Origin of the sequence: Helicobacter pylori, assembly GCF_014498195.1 — a bacterium.
GTDB lineage: Bacteria > Campylobacterota > Campylobacteria > Campylobacterales > Helicobacteraceae > Helicobacter > Helicobacter pylori_DO.
On the sequence record NZ_JACTGH010000001.1, the window covers coordinates 217,329 to 239,319 of the forward strand.

Sequence of the window (21,991 nt, forward strand, 5' to 3'; positions counted from 1 at the left end):
AAAAGGATAGCTTGAAATTAATTTAAAACTCATAATTCAAATACGCTGTAATGGATCTCCCTGGTGCTGGCTCTCTCCCTGTAGGGCTTGTGCCAATTCCCCTAAAATAATACTTCATGTTGAAAAGGTTATTGATTTGCAAACTCCCTGTGATTTTATGCCTACCGCTTTGCCATAAAACCGAGCTTACTTGAACATTCAACACAAAATACAAGGGCAATAACCCCACTGAATTACAACCATACTCTAGCCCCCCTGTGTATTCTGGGTTTAAGGGCAGACACACGGTTTGATCTTTGGCTTGATTGAGCATGGAACTATAAGCGCGACTATAAAAATAGCTACTGATACCAAAAGTCGTGTGCTTGTAAGTATACATCATGTCAAATATGAATTGGTTAGGACTCACATAAGGCAAACGCTTCCCTTTAATGTCAAAGGGTTTATTGACAATGCCTGTAAAATAATAAGCAATATCATCAGCGTTAGAAGTGATGCGTGCATCAATATAAGTGTAAGCCACATGGAATTGCAAACCCCTAATCGGCGCGTAATACAATTCTAATTCCACCCCTTGACTTCTGGCATCCACAGGCTGTGGGCTATAGCCTCCCGCATAGTAACGCTTGGCAAAAATCACAAAATAATTGGTGTTAAAGCTCAATAGATTTTTATAACTATAGCGTTGCCCCACTTCAATTTCATTAAAAATTTGGTTGTAATTAGTCCTAGTAATGCCTACCATTGTGTGTTGTGGGGGGATAAAACTGCGGCGGTAGTTCGCATACCATATCCAATTTTCCATAGGTTTATAGCCGATGTTAAGGGCGGGACTCCATTCGTTTTGACGCTGTTTTTTACTGGTCCATACGGAAAAATCGTTCTTTTCTGGCTCTTTGTTATCGTAGTTTAAAAAGGTGTATCTAAGCCCTGGAGTTATCACCAATTTAGAATCAAAAAGTTCTATTTTATCGCTCAACCATACCGCTGTATAGTTGTTAAACATTTCTTGATTGTTACTAGGCTTTTTAGAAAGAACATATGGGGGCATATGGCACACCCCATTGATAATATCCGATTTTTCGCATGTGCTTTGATCGGATCTAATGAACATGTCCATCGTCATAAAGCGCATGCCCACATTAAAAGTTTGCTTAACTTTATTGGTATTGACGACTAAGTTCAAATTAGGCTCAAAAGCGTTCATCACATAACGCCTTAAATGATCAAAAATAAAAAATCCTGGATAATTTTGATTGGTATAAACAGGGCCTAATTTAGGATTGGTATTGACATTTAAATAGTTAGAATCAAATTTAAAATCCCTTGACATGTCATGCCCATAGTAACTGAAAGTGAAATCCCCACCGACTCTATCCGTGTCCCCAAAAAAGTTTTGATACACAGCTCCCCATCGCTTCGCTCTCCCGCTTTTATCGTTATTAGGGCGGTTGTTTTGAAAACGATTTTGATTATAAGCGGCTATACCTAAAGACCCAGGGTCTGTTAAAAAATAGCTGTAATATTGAAAAAAAGCGGTGATCTTGTTGCTATCATTGATTTGATACAACGAATCTAGCAAGTAGTTTTGAATGTTGGTAGGGCTGTTGTATCTAAACCCTTGCCCTTTGAGCCAATTGACTTGAGCTTGGATTCCAAAATGCTTATTCATCATACCCCCCGTTCTTAAATAGGTGTTAAAAAGCATGTTATTAACTAAGCTTTTATCAATGTTTTTAGAATTTTGATTGAAAAACCCCCCATTTTCAGATTTGCCCCAAAAAGTGGTCCTCTCGCTCACTTGACTTTCCCAATTGGTAGGAATGCCTTTGGTGATAATGTTGATCACACCGCCAAAAGCGTTAGGGCCATAACGCACGCTCTCCCCACCTTTAGTTACACTGATTCTATCCACAGATTGAAAGGTTACAGGAAAAATAACCGTGCCAATTTCAACATAGGGTGCGACATAAATAGGGATCCCATTGACTAGAATCATTCCCGTATTAGAGTGTCCTGGGCCTCCCGCACCAAACCCCCTAATGGAAATGCTAGGCACAGCTCCAATACCTGTAGAGTTTCTAATATGTACGCCCGGCACATTTTGCAAAGCTTCTTCAATGCTTTGATTCGCACTTTTAGTGAGTTGTTTGTTAGAAATCACCGTGCGAGAACCCATATAGTTTCTAACTTCCTTGCTCCTCCAGCTTAAAGGCGCTTCTTTATCATTAGCCACCCCTGAAGCTTCTACCCTTTCCAAATTATGAGTTTTGACAGCATGCGCGCTATGACTCAAAACAACCAAAGAGGCTAAAATTCTTTTCATTTACCACCTTTTATGAAAAATGTTCTTTTTTACAACAATGTGAAATTTATAATAACCATTATTAGTTTTAGCTTAAATTTTTAAAAAATTATTATTTAGATAATATTAATGACTTTTTTTATCAAAAATGCCGATTAATGCGAATGTTGATAGAAAGGATTGGGATATAAAGAAAAATAAAAATTTTTTAATATTTCTAATGGGGGGAATTTTAAACAAATAAAGGGTTTTTAAACCCTTTATGGTTAGCCTTTAAACCAAAATTTGAGTCGCATAAAAAGCTATCAAGGAAAACGCATACGCTACAACGGTTGTGAAGATGAATAAATACGCTACAAACTTTATCCCTCCAGCTTCCCTACCAAAAGTAATGGTCGCTGCAAAACAAGGGATATAAAACATCACAAACACGATAAAAGCGATCCCGCTTGGCACGCTGACTTCTTTTCTTAAGATCCCTCTAAAAGCGTCAGATTTTTCATTTTGATCCCCTAAAGAAAACAACACGCCCAAAGTAGAAACCACCACCTCTTTAGCCATAAATCCGGTTACAAGCGACACACTCAAACGCCAATCAAAATCCATAGGGCTAAAGACTTTTTCTAAATACGCCCCACCTTTTCCTACAATGCTATTTTTTAAATTCTTTTTATCCAATTCTGCTTTTAATTCTTTTAATTTTTCTTCTTTAGCTTCGCTTGAAAGAGCGGTGTTTTTATCCACTAACAAGCTTTCTTGTTTATAAGTTTTCATGGCCGCATCGCTTTTAGGGTATTGAGACATAAACCAGATTAAAATCGCTCCCACTAAAATGTAAGTCCCGGCTTTTTTTAGGTAGGAAAGCGATTTGGTGTAGATACTGAAATAGACCATTCTCCAACTGGGAAAGCGGTATTTGGGCATTTCCATGATAAAAGATTCGGTTTGTCCTTTAAACACGCTTAATTTGAGTAATTTGGCCATCACTAACGCCACAACCGCCCCCAAAATATAAATACAAAACAGCACAAACCCCGCGCTTGAAGAAGGGAAAAACGAGCCTACAAACAGCACATAAATAGGCAGCCTTGCCGAGCAACTCATAAAGCCGATCACAAAAAGCGTGATCAATCGTTCGTTATAATTTTGTAAGGTTCTTGTCGCCATGTAAGCGGGAACTGAGCAGCCAAAACCGGTGATTAAAGGGATAAAACTCTTCCCATGCAAACCAAATTTATGCAAGATCCCATCCAGTAAAAACGCTACCCTACTCATATAGCCTGTCGTCTCTAGTAAAGAAATCCCAAAATACAACACCACAATTAAAGGCAAGAATGAAACCGTCGCTCCTACTCCCCCAATAATGCCATCGCCCACCAAAGACGCTAAATCTTCATTAGCCACATTTTCTTTGATGCCATCGCTCAAAAATTTAAACCCTGTTTCAAGCGCTTTTTGCACTCCCCCCCCTATTAAAAAGCTCAAGGAAAAAATGATAAACATAAACCCTAAAAAAATGAAAATCCCATAACGCGGATGCATTAAAATCTTATCAATCTTATAAGTGTGTTCAAAGCTCGCGTTTTGTTGGTTTTCACTGATCACTGATTTAGCGATTCTTTGAGCGCTCTGGCTGTATTTTAAAGACTCTTTAAAGCTTTGAGACGGGACTTTTATGTTTTCATTGTTTATAGTGTTTTGAGAATAAAGTCTGACAATTTCGTCTAATAAAAGCTCGGTATTCAAGCGATCTTCTTTGGATCTTGCGCTTGTAGGCACGCACACAACCCCTAATTCTTTAGAAAGCTTTTCTGTATCAATTTTAACGCCTTCTTTTTGCGCCTCATCCCACATATTAAGCACAAGAAGCATTTTTTTATTGTCTAATAGCTGCACGCTTAAGGCTAAATTACGCTCTAAATTGGTGGAATCCACCACATTAAGAATGAGATCGTATTGCCCTTTTTCTAAAAAATCTTTAGTAACCTTTTCTTCAGTGGTGAAGTCATTGAGCGCGTAAGTGCCAGGTAGATCAATGATAGTGATTTGATGCTCTTTATGGATCAAGCCCACTTCCATTTTATCCACGGTAACCCCGGCAAAATTCCCCACTTTCAAATGGGCGTTACTCAAAGCGTTGATGAGGGACGATTTCCCCACATTAGGCTGGCCCACAAGGGCGATAGTGATTTCTTTCATTGGGTTTGAATGCTCCACATTAAAGCCTTTTAATTTTTAGTTATATCGTTTTTAGATTAAAAGTCAGCACTATAGCGCTATAAGACTAATTGTTATATAATAAAAGCGAGACAAGAATATTAAAATGCGAAAGAGGCGTGTGATGTTGTGCGTGTTTGATATAGAAACCATTCCTAGCGTGAGCTTGTGTAAAGAGCATTTTCAATTAGAAGAAAATGATGCGCTAAAAATCTGTGAATGGAGTTTTGAAAAGCAAAAAGAAAAAAGCGGGAGCGAGTTTTTGCCTCTTTATTTGCATGAAATCATCTCTATTGCAGCAGTCATTGGCGATGATTACGGGCAGTTTATCAAAGTGGGGAATTTTGGTCAAAAACACGAGAATAAAGAGGGTTTTACAAGCGAAAAAGAGCTTTTAGAGGACTTTTTTAGATACTTTAACGAAAAGCAACCGCGCCTAATAAGCTTCAATGGCAGAGGTTTTGATATGCCCCTACTCACGCTCAAAGCCCTTAAATACAATTTAACTTTAGACGCTTTTTACAACCAAGAAAACAAATGGGAAAATTACCGCGTGCGTTATAGCGAGCAGTTTCATTTGGATTTAATGGATAGCTTGAGCCATTATGGATCCGTTAGGGGGTTGAATCTAAATGGCATTTGTTCTATGACGAATATTCCTGGTAAATTTGATGTGAGCGGGGATTTAGTGCATGCGATTTATTACAACCCTAAGATAAGCCAAAAGGAGAAAAAAGAGATTATTGATAGCTATTGCCAAAGCGATGTGCTTAACACTTACTGGCTTTTTTTAAAATACGAAGTGCTAAAAGGGGCTTTAAATAAGGAGCAATACCTTGGGCTATTGAATGATTTTTTAGCCAAATTCCCTAAAGAAAAATCCTATTCAAGCGTTTTTATTAACGCTTTAGAGAAAGAGATTAGGGAGTTTGCTTAAACCTTATTGGATAATCACCAATCAGTATAAAACCAAGTATCAGCAAAGCCATCATTATTTATTAGTAGAAGATAAAGATGAAAATATAGGTATTTATACTAATTTGCGCACTAATAAAACTTTTAGTTTTTAATAAATATATAGTCTATCATTAAGACAGGCTATAGCTTAAAAGCTAATAATTATAGTTTTAAACTAATCTGTGTTGGATATCAAAACTTATGCAATAATCATTGAACGCTAAAATAATATTTTTGTGAAAAAAATAAACGGATCTCCCTCAATCCAAAACAAAACCTAAAACAAAATCAAACCTGTTAGGGTGTCAATCACTTAAAAGTGATACTATGATGAGTAAATCAACTTAAAGGCAAAGACATGAATGAAGTGGTTATAGTGGCGGCAAAGCGGAGTGCAGTGGGGAGTTTTCTAGGCTCTTTAAAGAGCGTGGGTGCTAGAGAAATGGGTGTTTGCGTGCTTAAAGACGCTTTGAACGCGAGTACTCTTGAGCCTAGCGATGTGGATTCTGTCATTTTGGGCAATGTTTTAGGTGCTGGTTTGGGTCAAAATATCGCCAGGCAGATCCAACTAGACGCTGGCATCCCTAATGACAAAAACGCTTTCAGCGTCAATATGGTTTGCGGATCGTCTATGAAAGCTATCCAATTAGCGCATGACAGCATCATGCTTGGGCGCGATGAAGTGGTGGTGTGCGGTGGCGTGGAGAACATGAGCAAAGCACCCTATTTGTCGTTTGATATGCGAGATGGGAAAAGAATGGGGAATGCGAACATGATAGACTCCATGATACATGACGGATTATGGGACGCGTTCAATGATTACCACATGGGAATCACCGCTGATAATGTCGCTCAAGCATACCACATAAGCCGAGAAGATCAAGATAGTTTCGCGCTCCAATCGCAACTCAAAGCAAGAGCCGCCATTAATGCAGGGAAATTCCAAGAAGAAATCACGCCCATTGAAATAGCGAACAAAAAAGGCGTGGTGGTTTTTAAAGAAGACGAATACCCTAGAGACACGACACTAGAATCCCTTGCAAAGCTCAAACCCGCTTTCAAAAAAGACGGATCGGTAACGGCAGGGAATTCATCAGGGATCAATGATGGCGCGAGTATTATCATTTTATGTAGTGCTAAAAAAGCACAAGCATTGGGGTTAAAAACCATGGCAACTATTAAGGGGTTTGGTTTGGGTGGTTGCAGTCCGGATATAATGGGTATATGCCCTAGTATTGCGATTAAAAACAACCTTAAAAATGTCAAAATGAATCTCAATAACATCAATCTTTTTGAACTCAATGAAGCTTTTGCCGCGCAAAGCATCGCCGTGTTAAAAGAGCTTGAATTAAACCCCAATATCGTGAACGTGAATGGAGGCGCAATAGCCATTGGCCACCCTATTGGCGCGAGCGGCGCTAGGATATTGGTTACTCTCTTACACGAGATGAAGCGTAGTGGTCATGGCGTGGGTTGCGCGTCATTGTGTGTGGGCGGCGGGCAAGGGCTATCAGTGGTAGTGGAACAAAAATAAGGAGAATGAGATGAACAAGGTTATAACCGATTTAGACAAAGCGTTGAGCGGGTTAAAAGATGGGGATACTATTTTAGTGGGCGGTTTTGGGCTGTGCGGGATACCCGAATACGCCATTGATTACATTTATAAGAAAGGCATTAAGGATTTGATTGTCGTGAGCAATAATTGCGGCGTTGATGACTTTGGGTTGGGTATTCTTTTGGAAAAAAAGCAGATTAAAAAGATTATCGCTTCCTATGTGGGGGAGAATAAGATTTTTGAATCGCAAATGCTGAATGGAGAAATTGAAGTCGTTTTGACACCGCAAGGCACTCTGGCTGAAAACTTGCGTGCTGGAGGGGCTGGGATACCCGCTTACTACACCCCAACCGGTGTTGGGACTTTGATCGCTCAAGGCAAGGAATCAAGGGAGTTTAACGGCAAGGAGTATATTTTAGAAAGAGCGATCACAGGCGATTATGGGCTTATCAAAGCCTATAAAAGCGATACTCTTGGGAATTTGGTGTTTAGAAAAACGGCTAGAAATTTCAACCCCTTGTGCGCGATGGCGGCAAAAATATGCGTCGCTGAAGTGGAAGAAATTGTCCCAGCTGGGGAATTAGACCCAGATGAAATACACTTGCCAGGAATCTATGTGCAACACATCTATAAGGGCGAGAAATTTGAAAAACGGATAGAAAAAATCACGACAAGGAGCGCGAAATGAGAGAGGCTATCATTAAACGAGCGGCAAAGGAATTGAAAGAGGGCATGTATGTGAATTTAGGGATAGGCTTGCCCACGCTTGTGGCTAATGAAGTGAGCGGGATGAATATCGTTTTCCAAAGCGAGAACGGGCTATTAGGGATTGGCGCTTACCCTTTAGAAGGGGGCGTTGATGCGGATCTTATCAACGCAGGAAAGGAAACCATAACCGTGGTGCCGGGCGCTTCGTTTTTCAACAGCGCGGATTCGTTTGCGATGATTCGTGGGGGGCATATTGATCTAGCGATTTTAGGGGGGATGGAAGTCTCACAAAATGGGGATTTGGCTAATTGGATGATCCCTAAAAAGCTCATAAAAGGCATGGGAGGGGCTATGGATTTGGTGCATGGCGCTAAAAAAGTGATTGTCATCATGGAGCATTGTAACAAATACGGGGAGTCTAAAGTGAAAAAAGAATGCTCATTGCCCTTAACGGGAAAAGGCGTGGTGCATCAATTGATAACGGATTTAGCAGTGTTTGAGTTTTCCAATAACGCCATGAAATTAGTGGAATTGCAAGAGGGGGTCAGCCTTGATCAAGTGAAAGAAAAAACAGAAGCTGAATTTGAAGTGCATCTATAGCTTATAAAAGGGGGTGTTTATGTTTTTATTAAGGCATTTGACTTCAGCGTGCGTGTTTTTGGCGTCTAAATGTTTGCCGGACTCCTTTGTCTTGGTCGCTCTTTTATCGTTTGTCGTGTTTGCTCTTGTTTATTGTTTGACAGGGCAGGACGCTTCGTCTGTCATTTCTAGTTGGGGGAATGGTGCTTGGACGCTTTTAGGTTTTTCTATGCAAATGGCCCTTATTTTGGTGCTAGGTCAGGCTCTAGCTAGCGCTAAATTAGTCCAAAAACTTTTAAAATACTTGGCGTCTTTGCCTAAAGGGTATTACACGGCTTTATGGTTGGTTACTTCTTTATCGTTAATCGCTAATTGGATCAACTGGGGTTTTGGCTTAGTGATCAGTGCGATTTTTGCAAAAGAGATCGCTAAAAATGTTAAAGGGGTGGATTACAGGTTGCTCATTGCTAGCGCTTATTCGGGTTTTGTCATCTGGCATGGGGGTTTATCAGGCTCTATCCCTTTAAGCGTTGCCACCCAAAATGAAAGTCTGTCCAAAATAAGCGCTGGGGTGATTGAAAAAGCTATTCCTATCAGTCAGACGATTTTTTCTTCTTATAATTTAATCATTATAGGGATCATTCTTATAGGGTTACCCTTTTTAATGGCAATGATCCACCCTAAAAAAGAAGAAATCGTTGAGATTGATTCAAAGCTTTTAAAAGACGAATACAAAGAGATTGAACTCATTGACCACCAACAAGACAAAACGATCGCGCATTTTTTAGAAAACAGCGCTTTGCTTTCTTATCTTTTGGTTTTTTTGGGTTTTGGGTATCTTGGTGTTTATTTTTTTAAAGGGGGAGGGATTAGTTTAAACATTGTCAATACGATTTTCCTTTTTTTAGGGATTTTGCTCCATAAAACCCCTTTAGCTTATGTGAAAGCGATCAATCATTCCGCTAGGAGCGTGGCTGGGATTTTACTCCAATTCCCTTTTTACGCTGGGATTATGGGAATGATGGCAAGCCATAGCGTGGGGGGGCATTCTTTAGCGCAAATGCTTTCTTTAGCCTTCACGCACATCGCTAATGAAAAAACTTTCGTGCTCATGACTTTTTTGAGCGCGGGGATTGTCAATATTTTTATTCCGTCTGGCGGAGGGCAATGGGCGATTCAAGCTCCTATCATGCTCCCTGCTGGGCAAAGCTTAGGGGTGGATCCGGGCGTGGTTTCTATGGCTATCGCTTGGGGAGACGCTTGGACGAATATGATACAGCCTTTTTGGGCTTTGCCTGCGTTAGCCATTGCGGGTTTGGGCGCTAAGGATATTATGGGCTATTGCGTTTTGACTTTAATTTTTGTAGGCTTAGTGGTGTGCGGGGTGTTTTATTTTTTGGTGTGAGTTTTTCTTATGCCTAAAACCATGCTCTTTTCAATGGGTAAAGTTTTCTTTTTTTACCCTTTAAACGCTCTTGTAATTAAGCCTTATTTCGTTACAATAACCCCCATAATAACCTAAGGAAGTGTTTTGTTTTTCAAATTTATTTTATGTTTATTATTAGGAACGTTTGCATGGGCAAAAGAGATTATTCCCACCCCTTCAACCCCATTAACGCCCTCTAAACGCTATTCTATCAATTTGATGACTGAAAATGATGGTTATATCAACCCTTACATTGATGAGTATTATACCGCAGGCAACCAAATAGGCTTTTCTACTAAAGAGTTTGATTTTTCTAAAAATAAAGCGATGAAATGGACTTCGTATTTAGGGTTTTTCAATAAAAGCCCTAGGGTTACTCGTTTTGGCATTTCTCTCGCCCAAGACATGTACACCCCTTCACTTGAAAACAGAAAACTGGTGCATTTGCATGACAACCACCCTTATGGGGGGTATTTGAGGGTGAATTTGAATGTGTATAACCGCCATAAAACTTTCATGGAGTTATTCACGCTTTCTTTAGGCACGACAGGGCAAGATTCTTTGGCCGCTCAAACGCAGCATCTCATTCATAAATGGGGCCATGACCCCCAATTTTATGGCTGGAACACACAGCTCAAAAACGAATTTATCTTTGAATTGCACTACCAATTGCTCAAAAAAGTCCCCCTTTTAAAGACTCGTTTTTTTTCTATGGAGTTAATGCCTGGGTTTAATGTGGAATTGGGTAATGCGAGGGATTATTTCCAACTCGGCTCGCTCTTTAGGGCTGGGTATAACTTGGACACTGATTATGGGGTCAATAAGGTCAATACCGCTTTTGATGGAGGCATGCCTTATAGCGATAAATTTTCCATCTATTTTTTTGTAGGGGCTTTTGGGCGCTTCCAACCCCTTAACATATTCATTCAAGGCAATAGCCCTGAAACTAGGGGCATTGCTAATTTGGAATACTTTGTTTATGCCAGTGAAATAGGAGCGGCGATGATGTGGCGCAGCCTCAGGGTGGCTTTTACGATCACTGATATTAGTAAAACCTTTCAATCCCAGCCTAAGCACCATCAGATCGGCACTTTAGAATTGAATTTCGCCTTTTGATTTAATATCAGTTTAATATTTTTCTTCTTATATGATATTTATATGATATTTTTGGGCAATTTAAGATGAATATCGGTAGCGTTTTGAATGAATTTGTTACTACTTTTCACTTTATTACACCAAATTTTCCCTTATTACAAACAACTTTGAAATAAATGATTTCCATTTAAAAATCAGCCTTATACTTCTAATAGGTTGCCTTGAGCAACACTTTAATACAAGGAGTCTAAAAAATGAAAGACGCAAGAGTTCAGGTGATGGGTATTGATGCCGGTGGCACCATGACGGACACATTTTTTGTGAAAGAAAATGGCAGTTTCGTAGTTGGTAAAGCCCAAAGCAACCCAGAAGATGAGAGTTTAGCTATTTATAATAGCTCGCAAGACGCTTTATCGCATTGGAAATCAGATGTCAGTAAGGTTTATCCAGAGTTGGTCACTTGCGTGTATTCAGGCACGGCGATGCTCAATCGGGTCGTCCAAAGGCGCGGAATGGAAGTGGGCCTAATTTGCAATAAGGGTTTTGAGCAAATGCATTCTATGGGCAGAGCGTTGCAATCCTACTTGGGGTATGCGCTAGAAGATAAGGTTGCATATCAACACGCACAAGTATGATGATCCGCTGATTCCTTTAAAAAGGATTAGAGGCGTTACAGAAAGAACCGATGTCAAGGGGCAAGTGGTTATCCCAGTGCGTCAAGAAGAGGTTAAAGTTGCTGTTAAGGAGCTTTTAGAAGCGGGCGCGAAAGCCATTGTGATTTGCTTGTTGCAATCTCATAAAAACGCTGAAAGCGAGCGGATCGTTAGGGATATAGCGTTAAAAGAAATTGAAAAATTGGGTAAAAATATTCCTGTATTTGCTTCTGTGGATTACTACCCTCAAAGAAAAGAAAGCCACAGAATGAACACCACTATCTTAGAAGCTTATGCGGCTGAGCCAAGCAGACAAACCCTCTCTAAAGTCAGCAACCGATTCAAAGAGCATGGTGCTAAATTTGATCTTCGTGTGATGGCAACGCATGGAGGCACCATTAGCTGGAAAGCTAAAGAACTCGCTAGGACTATTGTGAGTGGCCCTATTGGAGGCGTGATTGGATCTAAATTGCTAGGCGAAACGCTGGGTTATGACAATATTGCATGCAGCGATATTGGCGGCACGAGCTTTGATATGGCGCTTATCGTTAAGAGCAATTTTAACATCGCTTCTGACCCTGATATGGCACGCCTTGTTTTATCTCTACCGCTTGTGGCTATGGATTCCGTTGGTGCTGGTGCGGGGAGTTTTGTGCGCATTGATCCGCACAGCCAATCGGTTAAACTAGGGCCTGACAGCGCGGGGTATAGAGTTGGCACTTGTTGGAAGGACAGCGGGTTAGACACGGTTTCAGTAACCGATTGCCATATTGTTTTAGGCTATTTGAACCCAGATAATTTCTTAGGCGGTTTGATCAAATTAGATGTGGATAGGGCTAAAAAACACATTAAAGAACAAATCGCTGATCCGCTAGGCATTAGCGTAGAAGATGCGGCTGCGGGTGTGATTGAGTTGCTTGATTTGGAGCTTAAAGAATACTTGCGATCCAATATTAGCGCTAAAGGGTATAGCCCGTCTGATTTTGTGTGCTTTTCATATGGTGGCGCGGGGCCTGTGCATACCTATGGCTATACAGAAGGTTTAGGGTTTAAGGATGTGGTAGTGCCTGCGTGGGCGGCTGGATTTAGCGCTTTTGGTTGCGCTTGCGCTGATTTTGAATACAGATACGATAAGAGCGTGGATATTGCCATTCCGCAGTATTCTTCAGACAAGTCCAAAATAGAAGCATGCAAGATCATTCAAGACGCATGGGATGAATTGACCCTTAAAGTGATTGAAGAGTTCAAGATCAATGGATTCTCTGAAAAAGATGTGATCTTAAGACCTGGATACAGGATGCAGTATATGGGGCAATTGAATGATTTAGAGATCACTTCTCCTGTGTCAAAAGCTGCAAGCGTGGCTGATTGGGAAGAGATTGTCAAAGAATATGAAAAAACCTACGCTCGCGTTTATTCTGAATCAGCGTGTTCTCCAGAGCTTGGCTTTAGCGTGACCGGCGTGATCATGCGTGGTGTTGTGGCTACGCAAAAACCTGTAATTCCGGTTGAAAAAGAGCATGGTGCTACGCCCCCAAAAGAAGCCAAAATAGGCGTTAGAAAATTCTATCGGCATAAAAAATGGGTGGATGCAGATGTGTGGCAAATGGAAAAATTACTGCCTGGAAATGAAGTCGTAGGGCCTGCGATCGTAGAATCAGATGCGACCACTTTCGTGATACCCAAGGGCTTTGCGACAAGACTAGACAAACACCGATTGTTCCACTTGAAAGAAATTAAATAAAGGAGTTCAAAATGGCAAATTTATTGAAAAACGGCAAAACTTTAAAACAAGCTAGAGATGAAATCCTAGCCAGGACAGAAAAAACAGGGCATTATAATGGTCTCAAAAAACTAGAGTTTAAAGAAAGAGATCCGATCGGTTATGAGAAGATGTTCTCTAAATTAAGAGGCGGTATCGTGCATGCCAGAGAAACAGCTAAAAGGATTGCGGCAAGCCCTATTGTTGAGCAAGAGGGGGAATTGTGCTTCACGCTTTATAACGCTGTGGGCGATAGCGTGCTGACTTCTACGGGTATCATTATCCATGTAGGCACTATGGGATCGGCTATCAAATACATGGTAGAGAATAATTGGGAAGATAACCCAGGCATCAATGACAAGGATATTTTCACCAATAACGACTGCGCGATTGGGAATGTGCACCCATGCGATATTATGACTCTTGTGCCTATTTTTCACGATGAAAAATTGATTGGGTGGGTAGGCGGCGTTACGCATGTGATTGATACCGGTTCGGTTACTCCAGGATCGATGAGCACTGGACAGGTTCAAAGATTTGGGGATGGATACATGATCACTTGCCGTAAGACAGGAGCGAATGATGAAAGCTTTAAAGATTGGTTGCATGAATCTCAAAGATCGGTTCGCACGCCTAAATATTGGATTCTAGATGAAAGGACTAGGATTGCAGGGTGTCATATGATTAGGGATTTAGTGATGGAAGTCATTAAAGAAGACGGCATTGATTCTTACATGCGATTTATTGACGAGGTGATTGAAGAGGGGAGAAGAGGCCTTATCTCTAGGATCAAATCCATGACCATACCGGGCAAGTATAGAAAGGTAGCGTTTGTGGATGTACCTTATGCGCATAAGGATATTGGCGTGTGCTCTGAATTTGCTAAGCTAGACACAATCATGCACTCTCCTGTGGAAATCACTATCAATAAAGACGCTACATGGAAATTGGATTTTGATGGCGCGTCCAGGTGGGGATGGCATTCTTTCAATTGCAACCAAGTGTCTTTTACTAGCGGTATTTGGGTGATGATGACTCAAACCTTAATCCCCACTTCTCGCATCAACGATGGTGCTTATTTTGCGACTCAATTCAGACTCAAAAAAGGGACTTGGATGAATCCAGATGACAGGCGCACCGGGCATGCTTATGCGTGGCATTTCTTGGTATCAGGCTGGAGCGCTTTGTGGAGAGGCTTGTCTCAAGCGTATTACAGCCGAGGGTATTTAGAAGAGGTTAATTCTGGAAACGCTAACACTTCCAATTGGTTGCAAGGCGGTGGTATCAACCAGGATGGAGAAATCCATGCGGTGAATAGCTTTGAGACGAGTTCTTGTGGGACTGGAGCTTGTGCGATAAAAGACGGCTTGAATCACGCAGCAGCTATTTGGAATCCAGAGGGCGATATGGGCGATGTTGAAATTTGGGAAATGGCAGAACCTCTTCTTTATCTAGGCAGGAATGTCAAAGCCAATACCGGTGGGTATGGGAAATATCGAGGCGGTAACGGGTTTGAAACCTTAAGAATGGTGTGGGGTGCACATGATTGGACCATGTTCTTTATGGGTAATGGCTATATGAATAGCGATTGGGGTATGATGGGGGGCTATCCAGCGGCTAGTGGTTATAGGTTTGAAGCGCACAACACCGATTTGAAAAACAGGATTAAAAATAACGCCAGCTTGCCTTTGGGAGGCGATTTTAACCCAACGGATCGAGATTATGAAAAGCACATTTCTCATGCGTCTCAAGTCAAAAGGGATAAGCAATGCATCACCACCGAGAACTGCTTTGACAATTATGATTTGTATTTGAATTACATCAAAGGCGGTCCTGGATTTGGCGATCCGATTGAAAGGGATTTGAACGCGATTTTAGAAGATCTCAACAGCAAACAGCTATTGCCAGAATACGCTTACAAGGTTTATGGCGCGGTGGTGAGTCAAAATAAAGACGGCGTGTGGGTCGGCGATGAAGCCAAAACGAAGGCCAGAAGAAAAGAAATTCTTGAAAACAGAAAGGCTAGATCCATACCGGTAAAACAATGGATGGAGCAAGAAAGAAACGCTATCCTTGAAAAAGAGGCTTCCAAACAGGTTAAGCACATGTATGCGACTAGCTTTGATCTCTCGCCCAAGTTTTTAAACGATTTTAAAACATTCTGGAACTTGCCAAAGAGCTGGAGCGTGAAAGAAGATGAGCTTGGCGTATTCACCTATGGATCTAAATACAGGATGGATTTGAGCAAATTGCCTGATGTGCGCACAGTTCTGTTGGTTGATGAGAAATAAAGAAAGGAGAATGGTTATGTCAAAATACACACAAGAACAAATTAAAAATTTGGTAGAGGGGAACTTGGATTGGAACACTGTCTTAAAAATGCTGAGCATGCCTAAAGATCATGAAAGATTCCAAATGTATTTGAAGGTGTTGCAAGATAAGGTAGGTTTTGATGACAAAATCGTCTTACCCTTGGGGCCGCATTTGTTTGTGGTGCAAGATGCTCAAAAGAAGTGGGTTATTAAGTGTTCATGCGGTCATGCGTTTTGCGCTCCAGAGGAGAATTGGAAATTGCATGCAAACATCTATGTGCGCGATACAGCAGAAAAAATGGAAGAGGTGTATCCTAAACTCTTAGCCAGTGATACCAACTGGCAAGTGTATCGGGAGTATATTTGCCCGGATTGCGGCATCCTTTTAGATGTTGAAGCCCCAACTCCTTGGTATCCTGTGATCCATGATTTTGAGCCTGATATAGAGGCGTTTTATAAAGATTGGCTAGGCATACAGCCCCCAGAAAGACGCTAAAATCGCTCAATCCTTTTTATGAAGAGGCTTTATGCCTCTTGACGCTAAAAGCTTGGGTTAGTTTAACTCAAGCAAATTTTCTTCAATCCTAACAAATTTAGCTACAAATTAAAAAATTTAAGCTTTTTTCTTTTTTTTTGATTTAATACTCGGTATAATCTTAATCCACCTAAAAGGAAAGCTATGAAAGTAACACAAGGTATTGCTAACGACTTTTTTGCCCTAACAAACACGATATTTTCTGTTCTTATATACACCAGCGAAACCACACTTGGGAAGAAGAAAATTGTGGAAAATTACTGCAAGATATTGTCAGTATCTCTAAAAATAAGAAAACGCATTTTATGGGTTCTATCACTATGCTTTCAATAGAATAAAGGGTGTTTTTGACTAAAAAATTCATGTCTTGGATGGTGGTTATCGGGGCTTTAATTTGCGTGCTTTTAGGGGTGTTTATCTTCTTCACTAGCATGTCGGTTAAAAAATCTTTAACCGCTTATCTTAACGCTTATTTGGATCAACGCCCCCATATTAAGGGCATGGGGATTGCAGGCGCTCCTTTTGAATGCGAAGGGTTTTTTAAAATCGCATGCGTTTCTAAAGAACTTCGTTTTTTAGATCCTCAAAACTCCCCTATTATGGATTTTAAAGATTTAAATATCAAGCTCCATTCTTTAGATAAAAGCTCTCTTACCCTTTCTGTCCATTCTCAAATCCAATCCCCTATTTTAGAACAATCCATTCAGCAAAAAATCAGCCAAATCCCCTTAAAAAACTTGAATGCCTTATTGAAAAAATTCAAACCCACGCGCTTGAACTGCTCTTTACAATTCAACGCTCTAGATGAAAAAACCTTAAACGACAACTTAAAATGCGATTTGACTAATGCAGAGAATATCCTTGCTTACACTTTTTTTCAAGAGGGTTTAATGGAGGCGCAAGAAAATCTCTCCCTTAAAAATATTTTTAAAACCTTGAATTCTAAAGACGCTAAAGCCATAGAAGAGTTGCAAGACAAACTGCGTTTTTTAGCGCCAAAGTTGAGCGTTTCTATCCAAGTGCGCCATTTTAAAAACGTTTTAGAGTCCTTTTACCAACAAAATAAAGAGAGTTTGGGCTTTTTTTCCCCTTATTTTAGTTTGCGATCTCAAACCCCTAGCGTTTCTTATGAAAGCGCGTTAGCTTCTTTAGAAAACTATTTTATGGCTTTGTTCCAGTCCCATTTTAAAGACGATACCGCGCTCCAACAAAATTTTAAAGAATTGTTGCAAGCCTTTGTTTCTATGGCTAAAGACAAACGATCCCAAATCGCTCTTAACGCCCAAGCTAAAGACAACACCAAGCTGACTTTTAACGCCTTGTTGGATAGCCTTAGCGTGAATTTTTTTCAATCTTACAAAATAAGCCATGAGTGATTTCAAAGTCCCCCCCAAAGCTAAAGGGTTTAAACGCCTTTTTAAAGCCCTTTTTTATTCTAAAGACGGGCTTAAATGCGCATGGGCTGAAGAGAGCGCGTTCAGGCAAATTGTCATCTTGGCTCTTTTTTGCATCGTTCTAGCGAGCTATCTGGCCAAAGATTTTTTAGAATGGGGGCTATTGATCTTGCCTTGCTTTTTATCGGTGGTGGTTGAACTCATCAATAGCTCTATTGAAAAGGCTGTGGATTTTACTGGCACCGAGTTCCACCCTTTAGCTAAAAAGGCTAAAGACATGGCCAGCTCGGCCCAACTGATAGGGCTTATTTTTTGGGCTTTGATTTGGGGGCGTTACCTTTTAACGCTTTATTTTAATTAAATTTTAGGGAGACACATGCAAGATCATTTAGTTAATGAAACAAAAAATATTGTAGAAGTGGGGATTGATTCTTCTATTGAAGAGAGCTATTTGGCTTATTCCATGAGCGTGATCATAGGGCGCGCCTTACCGGACGCTAGAGACGGCTTAAAGCCTGTGCATAGGCGTATTTTGTATGCGATGCATGAATTAGGCCTTACTTCCAAAGTCGCTTATAAAAAAAGCGCTAGGATCGTGGGTGATGTGATTGGTAAATACCACCCCCATGGCGACACTGCGGTTTATGATGCGTTAGTGAGAATGGCGCAAGATTTTTCTATGCGCTTGGAATTAGTGGATGGGCAGGGCAACTTTGGCTCTATTGATGGCGATAACGCTGCAGCGATGCGTTACACTGAAGCCAGAATGACCAAGGCGAGTGAAGAAATTTTAAGGGATATTGATAAAGACACCATTGATTTTGTGCCTAATTACGATGACACCTTAAAAGAGCCAGATATTCTACCAAGCCGTCTGCCTAACCTTTTAGTCAATGGGGCTAATGGGATCGCTGTAGGGATGGCGACTTCTATCCCCCCTCACAGAATAGATGAAATCATAGACGCTTTAGCGCATGTTTTAGAAAACCCTAACGCTGCATTAGATGAAATCTTAGAATTTGTCAAAGGGCCTGACTTTCCTACCGGTGGGATCATCTATGGCAAGGCGGGCATTATTGAAGCCTATAAAACGGGGCGAGGGCGCGTGAAAGTGCGGGCTAAAGTGCATGTGGAAAAAACAAAAAATAAAGAAATCATCGTTTTAGATGAAATGCCTTTTCAAACCAATAAAGCCAAATTAGTGGAACAAATCAGCGATTTAGCGCGAGAAAAACAAATTGAAGGCATTAGCGAAGTGCGCGATGAAAGCGATAGAGAGGGCATTAGAGTGGTGATTGAATTAAAAAGAGACGCGATGAGTGAAATTGTCTTAAACCACCTCTACAAACTCACCACCATGGAGACCACTTTTAGCATTATTTTACTCGCTATTTATAATAAAGAGCCTAAGATTTTCACGCTTTTAGAGTTGTTGCGCCTTTTCTTAAACCACAGAAAAACCATTATTATAAGACGCACTATTTTTGAATTAGAAAAGGCTAAGGCTAGGGCGCATATTTTAGAGGGCTATTTGATCGCATTAGACAATATTGATGAAATCGTGCGACTCATTAAAACAAGCCCAAGCCCAGAAGCGGCTAAAAATGCCTTAATGGAGCGTTTTACTTTGAGCGAAATCCAAAGCAAAGCCATTTTAGAAATGCGTTTGCAGCGCTTAACAGGCCTTGAAAGAGATAAAATCAAAGAAGAATACCAAAACTTGCTAGAGCTTATTAGTGATCTCAATGGCATTTTAAAGAGCGAAGATCGCTTGAATGAAGTCGTCAAAACAGAGCTTTTAGAAGTCAAAGAGCAATTTTCTTCTCCAAGGCGCACTGAAATTCAAGAAGCTTATGAAAATATTGACATAGAAGATTTGATCGCTAATGAGCCTATGGTGGTGAGCATGAGTCATAAAGGCTATGTGAAAAGAGTGGATTTAAAAGTTTATGAAAAGCAAAATCGTGGCGGTAAAGGCAAGCTTTCAGGCAGCACTTATGAAGACGATTTCATTGAAAACTTTTTTGTGGCTAACACGCATGATATTTTGCTCTTTATCACCAATAAGGGGCAATTGTATCATTTGAAAGTCTATAAAATCCCAGAAGCGAGCCGGATCGCTATGGGTAAAGCCGTTGTGAATTTAATCTCGCTCGCTCCGGATGAAAAAATCATGGCGACTCTAAGCACTAAAGACTTTAGCGATGAACGCTCTTTAGCTTTCTTCACGAAAAATGGCGTGGTGAAGCGCACCAATTTGAGCGAATTTGGCGGTAATAGGAGTTATAGCGGTATCAGAGCGATTGTTTTAGATGAAAGCGATGAATTAGTGGGCGCAAAAGTTGTGGATAACAACGCTAAGCATTTGCTCATCGCATCTTATTTGGGCATGTTCATTAAATTCCCTTTAGAAGACGTGCGCGAAATAGGAAGACATACTCGTGGGGTTATGGGGATTAGACTGAATGAAAATGATTTTGTTGTCGGTGCGGTCGTCATTAGCGGTGATGGCAACAAACTTTTGAGCGTGAGCGAGAACGGGCTTGGCAAGCAAACTCTAGCTGAAGCGTATAGAGAGCAATCTCGTGGAGGTAAGGGGGTCATTGGCATGAAGCTCACTCAAAAAACCGGTAATTTGGTAAGCGTTATCAGCGTAGATGATGAGAACCTGGATTTGATGATCCTTACTGCGAGCGCGAAAATGATTAGAGTTTCCATTAAAGACATTAGAGAAACCGGAAGAAATGCCAGTGGGGTAAAACTCATAAACACCGCTGATAAAGTCGTGTATGTCAATTCTTGCCCTAAAGAAGAAGAGCCAGAAAATTTAGAAACCTCTTCGGTGCAAAATTTGTTTGAGTGATGCGTTTTTTTTTATTCTTTTATTTTTTATTTTATTTTTTAGGGGTTTCTTTGCATGCCCTTAGCCCCCTAGAAGAACAAGAATTTTTGATTTCGTACCGCTTGAAAATCGTTGATTCTAGAGTGATGGGCGAAGAGTATTCTGTCTCTAAGCCTATCGTTAGCCGCATTAAAACAGCCCCCTATGTTTTAGACTATCGTTGCTCCATCATCACTCGCAACTCACCTAATTTGAAAGACCCCTTGCTCCCAATAAAGCCAGAACGCTTCCTTTTAGAAATAGCGTTGAAAAAAGAAAAAGAGCGAGTCATAGACTGCATTTTAAAAAGTCAAGTCGCTATCACGCATTATGATCACAGCTATAAAAACGGCACCACTACCACAAGCATTCTTGACCTCAAAGCCTTAAGCGTTAGAGCGAGTTTAGTGGGAGATGCGCTGTTTTTAGATATTTTTAGAAAGGAAGAAGAATGAAAATCGCCATTGTAGAAGATGATATTAACATGCGTAAAAGTCTGGAGCTTTTTTTTGAGCTTCAAGACGATTTAGAGATTGTGAGTTTTAAAAACCCTAAAGACGCATTAGCGAAACTTGATGAAAGCTTTGATTTAGTCATCACGGATATTAACATGCCCCATATGGACGGCTTAGAATTTTTACGCCTTTTAGAAGGCAAGTATGAATCCATTGTGATTACCGGTAATGCGACCTTGAATAAAGCCATTGATTCCATTCGTTTAGGCGTGAAAGACTTTTTCCAAAAGCCTTTTAAACCAGAATTGCTTTTAGAATCCATCTATCGCACCAAAAAAGTTTTAGAATTTCAAAAAAAACACCCTCTAGAAAAACCTTTAAAAAAACCACACAAACACAGCTTTTTAGCCGCTTCAAAAGCTTTAGAAGAGAGCAAACGGCAAGCCTTAAAAGTCGCAAGCACGGACGCTAATGTCATGCTATTAGGCGAAAGCGGGGTGGGTAAGGAAGTTTTTGCTCATTTCATCCACCAGCATTCGCAACGCTCCAAGCACCCTTTTATAGCGATCAACATGTCCGCTATCCCAGAGCATTTATTAGAAAGCGAGCTTTTTGGGTATCAAAAAGGGGCGTTCACGGACGCCACAGCACCTAAAATGGGGCTTTTTGAGAGCGCTAATAAAGGCACGATCTTTTTAGATGAAATCGCTGAAATGCCCCTTCAATTGCAAAGCAAACTTTTAAGAGTGGTTCAAGAAAAAGAAATCACGCGCCTTGGGGATAATAAGAGCGTTAAAATTGATGTTCGTTTCATTTCCGCTACCAACGCTAACATGAAAGAAAAAATCGCTTCAAAAGAATTTAGAGAAGATTTGTTTTTCCGCTTGCAAATCGTGCCTATAACTATCGCGCCTTTAAGAGAGAGGGTAGAAGAGATTTTACCCATTGCTGAAATCAAGCTTAAAGAAGTGTGCGAGGCGTATCATTTGGGGCCAAAATCTTTTTCAAAAAACGCCGCAAAACGCCTTTTAGAATACTCTTGGCATGGGAATGTGCGAGAGCTTTTAGGCGTCGTGGAAAGAGCGGCGATTTTAAGCGAAGAAACAGAAATCCAAGAGAAAGATTTGTTTTTGGAAAGGTAGTTTGTAGGGCTTCTT

General features: G+C 40.6%; 15 protein-coding genes and 2 pseudogenes. 15 read left to right on the forward strand and 2 right to left on the reverse strand.

Features of this window, described 5'->3' with window-relative positions; genetic code table 11:
- Positions 1 to 22 precede the first annotated feature (22 nt).
- The gene (locus tag H7N67_RS00970; protein WP_187938757.1) at positions 23 to 2,326 is read right to left on the reverse strand and encodes a TonB-dependent receptor family protein; all 2,304 of its coding nucleotides are present in this window, start codon (positions 2,324 to 2,326) and stop codon (positions 23 to 25) included.
- A gap of 252 nt (positions 2,327 to 2,578) precedes the next feature.
- Entirely contained in the window at positions 2,579 to 4,504 is a 1,926-nt protein-coding gene (gene feoB, locus H7N67_RS00975) for a ferrous iron transport protein B (protein ID WP_187938781.1), read from the reverse strand.
- Between the two features lie 142 nt (positions 4,505 to 4,646).
- On the opposite strand from feoB, the gene H7N67_RS00980 reads away from it, so the two are divergent.
- From H7N67_RS00980 to flgR, 15 genes and pseudogenes are all read left to right on the forward strand, one after another.
- On the forward strand, positions 4,647 to 5,459 hold the full coding sequence (locus H7N67_RS00980; RefSeq protein WP_187938782.1) for a 3'-5' exonuclease: 813 nt from the start codon (positions 4,647 to 4,649) through the stop codon (positions 5,457 to 5,459).
- 378 nt (positions 5,460 to 5,837) lie between these two features.
- Positions 5,838 to 7,013 carry an acetyl-CoA C-acetyltransferase gene (locus H7N67_RS00985; protein ID WP_079375601.1) on the forward strand — a complete coding sequence of 392 codons (1,176 nt, stop codon included), beginning with the start codon at positions 5,838 to 5,840 and terminating at the stop codon, positions 7,011 to 7,013.
- Positions 7,014 to 7,023: 10 nt separating this feature from the next.
- Positions 7,024 to 7,722 carry a CoA transferase subunit A gene (locus tag H7N67_RS00990; protein WP_001045174.1) on the forward strand — a complete coding sequence of 233 codons (699 nt, stop codon included), beginning with the start codon at positions 7,024 to 7,026 and terminating at the stop codon, positions 7,720 to 7,722.
- The gene (locus H7N67_RS00995) at positions 7,719 to 8,342 is read left to right on the forward strand and encodes a 3-oxoacid CoA-transferase subunit B (RefSeq protein WP_001206235.1); all 624 of its coding nucleotides are present in this window, start codon (positions 7,719 to 7,721) and stop codon (positions 8,340 to 8,342) included. Before H7N67_RS00990 ends, H7N67_RS00995 begins: the two co-directional genes overlap by 4 nt.
- A gap of 19 nt (positions 8,343 to 8,361) precedes the next feature.
- Positions 8,362 to 9,726 carry a TIGR00366 family protein gene (locus H7N67_RS01000; RefSeq protein ID WP_187938758.1) on the forward strand — a complete coding sequence of 455 codons (1,365 nt, stop codon included), beginning with the start codon at positions 8,362 to 8,364 and terminating at the stop codon, positions 9,724 to 9,726.
- 126 nt (positions 9,727 to 9,852) lie between these two features.
- On the forward strand, positions 9,853 to 10,863 hold the full coding sequence (locus H7N67_RS01005) for a lipid A deacylase LpxR family protein (protein WP_187938759.1): 1,011 nt from the start codon (positions 9,853 to 9,855) through the stop codon (positions 10,861 to 10,863).
- Between the two features lie 233 nt (positions 10,864 to 11,096).
- Positions 11,097 to 13,239: pseudogene (locus H7N67_RS01010) on the forward strand (hydantoinase/oxoprolinase family protein).
- An 11-nt stretch (positions 13,240 to 13,250) separates the two neighbouring features.
- A complete protein-coding gene (locus H7N67_RS01015; protein WP_001285085.1) occupies positions 13,251 to 15,548 on the forward strand; it encodes a hydantoinase B/oxoprolinase family protein in 2,298 nt (765 codons plus the stop codon).
- 16 nt (positions 15,549 to 15,564) lie between these two features.
- The gene (locus H7N67_RS01020) at positions 15,565 to 16,065 is read left to right on the forward strand and encodes an acetone carboxylase subunit gamma (RefSeq protein WP_187938760.1); all 501 of its coding nucleotides are present in this window, start codon (positions 15,565 to 15,567) and stop codon (positions 16,063 to 16,065) included.
- A 183-nt stretch (positions 16,066 to 16,248) separates the two neighbouring features.
- Positions 16,249 to 16,430, forward strand: a pseudogene (locus H7N67_RS01025) (DUF262 domain-containing protein); the annotation flags it as partial.
- A gap of 21 nt (positions 16,431 to 16,451) precedes the next feature.
- Positions 16,452 to 17,480: a hypothetical protein gene (locus tag H7N67_RS01030; protein WP_187938761.1), complete on the forward strand. Its 1,029-nt coding sequence runs from the start codon at positions 16,452 to 16,454 to the stop codon at positions 17,478 to 17,480.
- Positions 17,473 to 17,859 (forward strand): diacylglycerol kinase, encoded by a 387-nt coding sequence (locus H7N67_RS01035; RefSeq protein WP_001279225.1) that lies wholly within the window; start codon positions 17,473 to 17,475, stop codon positions 17,857 to 17,859. The genes H7N67_RS01030 and H7N67_RS01035 overlap by 8 nt, the downstream gene beginning before the upstream one ends.
- 15 nt (positions 17,860 to 17,874) lie before the next feature.
- Positions 17,875 to 20,361, forward strand: a complete 2,487-nt coding sequence (gene gyrA / locus H7N67_RS01040) for a DNA topoisomerase (ATP-hydrolyzing) subunit A (protein WP_187938762.1) — start codon at positions 17,875 to 17,877, stop codon at positions 20,359 to 20,361.
- On the forward strand, positions 20,361 to 20,834 hold the full coding sequence (locus tag H7N67_RS01045; RefSeq protein ID WP_187938763.1) for a hypothetical protein: 474 nt from the start codon (positions 20,361 to 20,363) through the stop codon (positions 20,832 to 20,834). Before gyrA ends, H7N67_RS01045 begins: the two co-directional genes overlap by 1 nt.
- Complete coding sequence (gene flgR, locus H7N67_RS01050) at positions 20,831 to 21,976, forward strand: transcriptional activator FlgR (RefSeq protein WP_187849611.1); 1,146 nt, start codon at positions 20,831 to 20,833, stop codon at positions 21,974 to 21,976. The genes H7N67_RS01045 and flgR overlap by 4 nt, the downstream gene beginning before the upstream one ends.
- Positions 21,977 to 21,991 lie beyond the last annotated feature (15 nt).

Bases quoted from the DNA above. Each gene is read 5' to 3' on its own strand.
- H7N67_RS01035 (WP_001279225.1), top strand. From the start codon at position 17,473: ATGAGTGATTTCAAAGTCCCCCCCAAAGCTAAAGGGTTTAAACGCCTT.
- H7N67_RS00980 (WP_187938782.1), top strand. From the start codon at position 4,647: ATGTTGTGCGTGTTTGATATAGAAACCATTCCTAGCGTGAGCTTGTGT.
- gyrA (WP_187938762.1), top strand. From the start codon at position 17,875: ATGCAAGATCATTTAGTTAATGAAACAAAAAATATTGTAGAAGTGGGG.
- feoB (WP_187938781.1), bottom strand. From the start codon at position 4,504: ATGAAAGAAATCACTATCGCCCTTGTGGGCCAGCCTAATGTGGGGAAA.
- H7N67_RS00990 (WP_001045174.1), top strand. From the start codon at position 7,024: ATGAACAAGGTTATAACCGATTTAGACAAAGCGTTGAGCGGGTTAAAA.
- H7N67_RS01015 (WP_001285085.1), top strand. From the start codon at position 13,251: ATGGCAAATTTATTGAAAAACGGCAAAACTTTAAAACAAGCTAGAGAT.
- flgR (WP_187849611.1), top strand. From the start codon at position 20,831: ATGAAAATCGCCATTGTAGAAGATGATATTAACATGCGTAAAAGTCTG.
- H7N67_RS01045 (WP_187938763.1), top strand. From the start codon at position 20,361: ATGCGTTTTTTTTTATTCTTTTATTTTTTATTTTATTTTTTAGGGGTT.
- H7N67_RS00970 (WP_187938757.1), bottom strand. From the start codon at position 2,326: ATGAAAAGAATTTTAGCCTCTTTGGTTGTTTTGAGTCATAGCGCGCAT.
- H7N67_RS01020 (WP_187938760.1), top strand. From the start codon at position 15,565: ATGTCAAAATACACACAAGAACAAATTAAAAATTTGGTAGAGGGGAAC.
- H7N67_RS00995 (WP_001206235.1), top strand. From the start codon at position 7,719: ATGAGAGAGGCTATCATTAAACGAGCGGCAAAGGAATTGAAAGAGGGC.
- H7N67_RS01000 (WP_187938758.1), top strand. From the start codon at position 8,362: ATGTTTTTATTAAGGCATTTGACTTCAGCGTGCGTGTTTTTGGCGTCT.
- H7N67_RS00985 (WP_079375601.1), top strand. From the start codon at position 5,838: ATGAATGAAGTGGTTATAGTGGCGGCAAAGCGGAGTGCAGTGGGGAGT.